A 6,209-nucleotide genomic window follows, 5' to 3' on the forward strand; every position below is an offset into this window, starting at 1 on the left:
ATTAATGAATTTATCGAACTATATATGTAATTTTACTGTGAATTCAAATTTTACTTTTCCAATAAACTTTTTACTTTTTGAATTTTGTTTATAGAAGTCAATTTGAGAATGAATTGAATAAATTAAGTACAATTTCGGTTTGATATTTGGTAATTAATTATATATTTTATTTCTATGTAGTTTTTCAAATCCAACTACAGATCGTACCCAAATTAATTGCAGAATAAATCACAAATCAGAATTTAAGATCGTCTTTGGCTCTGCTCTGGATTCTTAAGTTTTGCTGGATACAAAACTAAATCGAACTTATTTCAGCCATTTAAATATTGCTAAATTGTCAAGTGAATGATGGTAAATTTCTAGAAAATTTTGTTATTTACCATCAATTTACTAGAGCATACAGCACGATATTGTCTTTGATATCGTGTGCGATCGCAGCTGAGTTTAAGCACGAGTTATTAATTCTTTATTTGCTCAATAAACCCGGTGCTATGCCTACCACAGTCACCAATGAATTAAAACACGAAATTTGGCAGTTGTTACGAGAATATCAGCAATCTCGCTCTGAAAATGTTCGCAATCAACTGGTAAAACTCAATTTTGGACTTGTGAGAAAAGAAGCTCACTATTGGACAAATCAATGTCATGAAACCTATGATGATTTGCTCCAAGTCGGATGTTTGGGTTTAATTAGGGCTATTGAAAGATTTGAACTTTCCAAGGGACATGCCTTTAGTTCCTATGCTCTTCCCTATATTCGAGGCGAAATTCAACATTATCTGCGGGATAAAGGCGTAACAGTGCGAATTCCTCGCAGATGGTTAGCCCTGCAACAACAAGCAATAGGAATTTCACGTTCTTGGCGTGAAACACATAATCGCCAACCAACAGATTCCGAATTAGCAGCAGCACTAAAAATTTCTCCTACCGAATGGCAAGAGATCAAATTAGCATGGGTGAATCGCGCTCCCTTGAGTTTAGATGTACCAGTCCAGGATGGAGAAGAAGGTTCTACTTGTTTAGGAGAATTAGTTCCAGATCCTCACTATCGCAGCTTTCAATTAGCACAAGAAGACCAACTTCGCTTGCAACAGGCATTGGTTCAGCTAGAAAAACGCACTCGCGATGTCTTGGAATGCGTGTTTTTGCAAGATTTGACACAAAAGCAAGTAGCTGAACATTTGGGCATTAGTGTAGTAACTGTTTCCCGTAGAGTTAAGAAAGGCTTGGATTTGATGAAACAGCTCATGGGTGTAGCAGAGGATTAACTGCCAACAAAGTAAAACCGCAGTTATGCTGGGTTGACGGTAGAAAAAATAACCATTGAAAATCAAAAAATTAGGTTATAACGGGAAAAGACTTTGCCTTGAAGAGAAATTTCAGGCATGTTAATTTCAATTCTTCAATTCTCCAATGGCTTTTGAGAAAGACTCATGGGCAGAAATTTAACAATTACAATTGCAGCTATTTTTAGCTTGGCCATCGCTGGATGTGCTTCTGAAGAAACACCACAAGCCATAGAGCCGACACCAATTCCGAAAATAGCAAAAAAGTCGCAAACAGCGGCTCAATCCTTCAAAAATCCAGTGATACCTGCTAAACAGGTTTCACAAGTTTCTTCTCCTAGTCTGAGCTTAATTCAATCTACTAATCCTACAGAACGGGCACGAATCGTTTTGGTATCAAAAAATCGCACTGACCCCTTTGCTCAAATTTTTGGACAGACGGTTACTGGAGTACCAAAAACATCCATAAGACCTGTTCCTGTATTACCTAAGCTACCAACTGCATCAATCTCAGGGCGAAAACTGCCAACGAGTACCATAGCTTCAAATCAAAAGAAAAATACCGTTGCTGTTGTACCGAAAAAAGCCAATGCTACCTTAACTTCAGTTTTGCCTAAGGTTTTGCCTCAAGTGGTGCCGAACCCAACTTTAGTATCTGTATTGCCACCTGCACCACAACCTGACTTAGCAAGGGCAGTGGTTGTGACTGGTGTCGTTCTCATTACTAAAGAACCCCAGGCAATTATTAAAGTACCGGATGAACCCACCAGTCGTTACGTCCAGGCAGGACAGCGATTAGCAAATGGCGTACTAATTAAACGCATTGAAATGAATGGAGGTTCCAATCCGATTGTGATTTTGGAACAAAATGGCATCGAAGTTGCCAAAATGGTAGGGGAAGGGCCTGTCAACTCAACGCCATCAGCAGCAACGCCATCAGCGGCATCTGCAACTGGCAATCCTATTTTAGGAACAACAGCCCCCCAAAATCCAATTAATGTGGGAGCTTCATAAAAGATGGAAACTAAGGAAACAATTGAATTCCCTGGTTTACCTTTAGCAGTTTATCGAGAAATCGCGGCGCATTTACGTCAAGTGGAAGGGGTAGAAGTAGATTTAATTCCCCAGTCATCTCAACAGTTTGATTACAATCAAAGCCAAATTGGCGGCTTAGGGATTACGCGCTCAGCAAACTCTACTTTAGAAAGTCAGCAACGAGTTAACCAGATTTTGGCTTACTATCAAAATCGCTATCTGAATCCTATTTGATTTGTGAAAATAGCAAACCTCTGACTCCCGACTTCTCAGAGAAATCGGGAGTCTTGTTATGTGATTTAACCAGGACTTACGCAGCGAGATGTATTTTAGGACTTACGCAACGCCGATATTGTCATTGCGACCGTAATGGAGTGTAGGGAAGCAATCCCAGCGTCAGGGGGGATTACTTCGCTATCGCTCGTAATGACGGAATTACGTTATTTTTGCGTAAGTCCTGTATTTATTGAGGTCGGGAATAGGGCATAGGGCATTGGGGATTTTTTCTTGCACAATGCCCCATATACAGCCCAAACCCTTAATTTTTCGTTTACCATGCGTAAGTTCTATTAACGTGAATTCGACAGATTCCAAAGAAACGCTCTCTGTGGGAACCTCTCCCCGCTTCGGGAAAAGAAACTTGAATAACGCAGGGTGAAAAAGCAACGTTATGATTGTTAATGCATTAATCGAGCTTGAGTTTAACTTTAATTCAATTAATTGCCTTTCTAGAGCAGTCAAAAACCATTGAACTACTTTGAGCTATGGACACTTGACTGTTGTTTAGGTGCTGATACAACCAAAATCAGCCGTTGTCCAAATTTCCATAAGGATAATCGAAGTGACTAAGACTAATTTAGATTTTCTCATCTCCAGCGATCCGGCGATCGCGGGGTTAATCAACGACGAACTACAGCGTCAGCAAGACCATTTGGAGTTGATTGCTAGTGAAAACTTTACTTCGCCTGCTGTACTGGCAGCTCAAGGTTCAGTACTGACAAATAAATACGCCGAAGGACTACCTGGTAAACGCTACTATGGCGGTTGTGAGTTTATCGACAAAATTGAGCAACTGGCCATTGACCGTGCTAAACAACTGTTTGGGGCTGCCCATGCCAATGTACAACCTCATTCTGGGGCACAAGCGAATTTTGCTGTATTTCTGACCCTCCTAGAACCAGGGGACAAAATTATGGGGATGGATTTGTCTCATGGCGGACATCTCACCCACGGTTCTCCTGTAAACGTCTCAGGTAAGTGGTTCCAAGTTAGTCATTACGGTGTCAGCAAACAGACAGAACAACTTGACTATGACCAAATTCGGGAGCTGGCGCTAAGGGAGCGTCCTAAGCTGCTGATTTGTGGTTATTCTGCTTATCCCCGTATTATCGATTTTGAAAAATTTCGTAGTATTGCTGATGAAGTCGGCGCTTATTTACTTGCTGATATTGCCCATATCGCTGGTTTAGTTGCTAGTGGTCTTCATCCAGACCCAATTCCCCATTGTCATGTTGTAACAACAACTACCCATAAAACTCTACGCGGCCCTAGAAGTGGTTTAATCTTGACTGGAGATGCAGAACTGGGTAAAAAGCTTGATAAATCAGTTTTTCCTGGCAGTCAGGGCGGGCCATTGGAACATGTGATTGCTGCTAAGGCAGTAGCTTTTGGAGAAGCCCTCAAGCCAGAGTTTAAAACCTATTCTGCCCAAGTGATTGAAAATGCTCGTGCTTTGGCAGAACAATTACAAAATCGCGGCTTAAAGTTAGTGTCTGATGGCACTGATAACCATTTAATGCTGGTAGATTTACGTTCTATTGGTATGACAGGTAAGCAAGCCGATCAACTAGTCAGCCGTGTGAATATTACTGCTAACAAAAATACTGTTCCCTTCGATCCGCAGTCGCCATTTGTGACCAGTGGTCTAAGGTTAGGTTCCCCAGCAATGACAACACGGGGCTTAGGAGTAGCAGAGTTTACCGAAATAGCAAATATTATCGCCGATCGCTTGCTTTCTCCAGATTCCGAAGAAGTCGCCCAAGATTGTAAACGCCGGGTGGCCGCATTGTGCGATCGCTTCCCCTTATATCCTCACTTGCAAATTCCAGTACCAGCACTAGTGTGAAATGATAGTTAGGAGTTAAGAGTTAAGAGTGATGAGTTTTAAGTTTTCCACTCCCCACTCATACCAGCCATAGCCTGGGATGATACTTACAGAGTTAAGAGTGATAAATTTTAACTCCTAACTCCTAAGGGACTTCCAAGTAAAAAAATATTCCATAGAAGACTGTTGACCGTTGAAGGTTGACCGTCAGCAGTCAACAGTGAACAGTCAACGACCTAAATCGGAATGATTTATTTTTTGGAGTTCCCTACCTCCTAACTCCTAACTCCTAACTGCTAACTCCTAACTGCTAACTCCTAACTCCTAACTCCTACCTCCTAACTCCTAACTCTTAACTATTCCTTCCAATGAGTGCAGAAATTATTTGTGTTGGTACAGAATTGCTACTAGGAGACATCCTCAATGGCAATGCTCAATTTTTGGCGCAACAATTAGCCCAGTTAGGTATTCCCCATTATTATCAAACTGTGGTTGGTGATAATCCAGAACGGTTAAAGCAAGTTATAGAAATTGCTATTTCCAGGGCACAAATTCTGATTTTTACTGGCGGTCTTGGCCCCACTCCAGATGACCTCACTTGTGAAACTATCGCCGATTTTTTTCAAGCCCCCTTGGTAGAAGACCCAGAAATTATCGAAGATATAACCAAGAAATTCGCCCAACGCGGTCGAGTAATGTCACCAAGTAACCGCAAGCAGGCTTTAATTCCGCAAGGGGCGGAAATTCTACCCAATCCCACTGGAACTGCACCAGGTATCATTTGGCAACCCCGTCCAGAAATCACGATTTTTACTTTTCCTGGGGTTCCTAGCGAAATGCACCCGATGTGGAAAGAAACAGCCGTTCCTTTTCTCAAAAGTCAAGGTTGGGGTAAGGAAATTATTTACAGCCGCAGTTTAAAGTTTTGGGGTATTGGTGAATCTGCTTTAGCGGAAAAGGTTGCTTCTTATTTAAATTTGCCAAATCCCACCGTAGCCACCTATGCAGGTAAAGGGGAAGTCAGATTGCGAGTTTCTGCAAAAGCAAATTCAGAAGCAGCGGCAGAAGCTTTGATTGCACCTGTGGAAAAACAAATTAAAGAAATCGCTGGGCTGGATTTTTACGGTATCAATGATGATAATCTTGCTTTTGTTGTTGGTGAGTTATTGCGTGGGGCAAAAGAAACGCTTTCAGTGGCAGAATCTTGCACTGGTGGTGGACTAGGGCAAATGTTAACAGAGATTTCTGGGAGTTCTGATTACTTTTGGGGTGGAGTCATTTCTTATGACAATTCAGCGAAGGTTAGGTTGCTAGGAGTTCACCAGGAAGATTTAGATAAATTTGGTGCGGTAAGTGCTACCGTTGCAGAACAAATGGCAATTGGAGTTAAAACCCGACTTTCTACAACTTGGGGATTGAGTATCACTGGTATTGCTGGCCCTACTGGGGGAACAGATACTAAGCCAGTGGGTTTGGTTTATGTCGGTTTGGCGGGGCCGAAGGATGAAGTGGCAAGTTTTGAGTATCATTTTGGTGCGGCGCGAGGACGTTCTCTGATTCGCCATGTGAGTGCAAATGCAGCGTTGGATAGTTTGCGACGGAGGTTGTTAACAAGGTAGCAGCTAATTAATATTTATCATTACCAGCAAAGTGAAGTAATCGCCAAAACTCTGGGATTGCTTCCCTATACTTCGTTTCGGTCGCAATGACAATATCGGCGTTGCGTAAGTCCTATATTTGCTGAATTTAGATTGCTAATTTTTTAAAAATTTTAAGATTTATAT

At 41.7% G+C, this 6,209-nt stretch carries 5 protein-coding genes; all 5 read left to right on the plus strand.

Going from position 1 to position 6,209, the window contains the following annotated elements:
* Positions 1 to 491 precede the first annotated feature (491 nt).
* The gene (locus tag GNE10_RS30790) at positions 492 to 1,268 is read left to right on the plus strand and encodes an RNA polymerase sigma factor SigF (RefSeq protein ID WP_185569646.1); all 777 of its coding nucleotides are present in this window, start codon (positions 492 to 494) and stop codon (positions 1,266 to 1,268) included.
* Between the two features lie 165 nt (positions 1,269 to 1,433).
* Positions 1,434 to 2,300, plus strand: coding sequence for a hypothetical protein (locus GNE10_RS30795; RefSeq protein ID WP_185569640.1), 867 nt, complete (start codon positions 1,434 to 1,436; stop codon positions 2,298 to 2,300).
* 3 nt (positions 2,301 to 2,303) lie between these two features.
* The gene (locus GNE10_RS30800) at positions 2,304 to 2,555 is read left to right on the plus strand and encodes a hypothetical protein (RefSeq protein WP_099066692.1); all 252 of its coding nucleotides are present in this window, start codon (positions 2,304 to 2,306) and stop codon (positions 2,553 to 2,555) included.
* 607 nt (positions 2,556 to 3,162) lie between these two features.
* Entirely contained in the window at positions 3,163 to 4,446 is a 1,284-nt protein-coding gene (gene glyA, locus GNE10_RS30805) for a serine hydroxymethyltransferase (RefSeq protein ID WP_185569642.1), read from the plus strand.
* Positions 4,447 to 4,793: 347 nt separating this feature from the next.
* Complete coding sequence (locus GNE10_RS30810) at positions 4,794 to 6,044, plus strand: competence/damage-inducible protein A (RefSeq protein ID WP_185569644.1); 1,251 nt, start codon at positions 4,794 to 4,796, stop codon at positions 6,042 to 6,044.
* Positions 6,045 to 6,209 lie beyond the last annotated feature (165 nt).

Source organism: Nostoc sp. 2RC (assembly GCF_014222165.1).
Classification (GTDB): domain Bacteria; phylum Cyanobacteriota; class Cyanobacteriia; order Cyanobacteriales; family Nostocaceae; genus Nostoc; species Nostoc linckia.

Bases quoted from the DNA above. Each gene is read 5' to 3' on its own strand.
- GNE10_RS30795 (WP_185569640.1), top strand. From the start codon at position 1,434: ATGGGCAGAAATTTAACAATTACAATTGCAGCTATTTTTAGCTTGGCC.
- GNE10_RS30800 (WP_099066692.1), top strand. From the start codon at position 2,304: ATGGAAACTAAGGAAACAATTGAATTCCCTGGTTTACCTTTAGCAGTT.
- GNE10_RS30810 (WP_185569644.1), top strand. From the start codon at position 4,794: ATGAGTGCAGAAATTATTTGTGTTGGTACAGAATTGCTACTAGGAGAC.
- GNE10_RS30790 (WP_185569646.1), top strand. From the start codon at position 492: ATGCCTACCACAGTCACCAATGAATTAAAACACGAAATTTGGCAGTTG.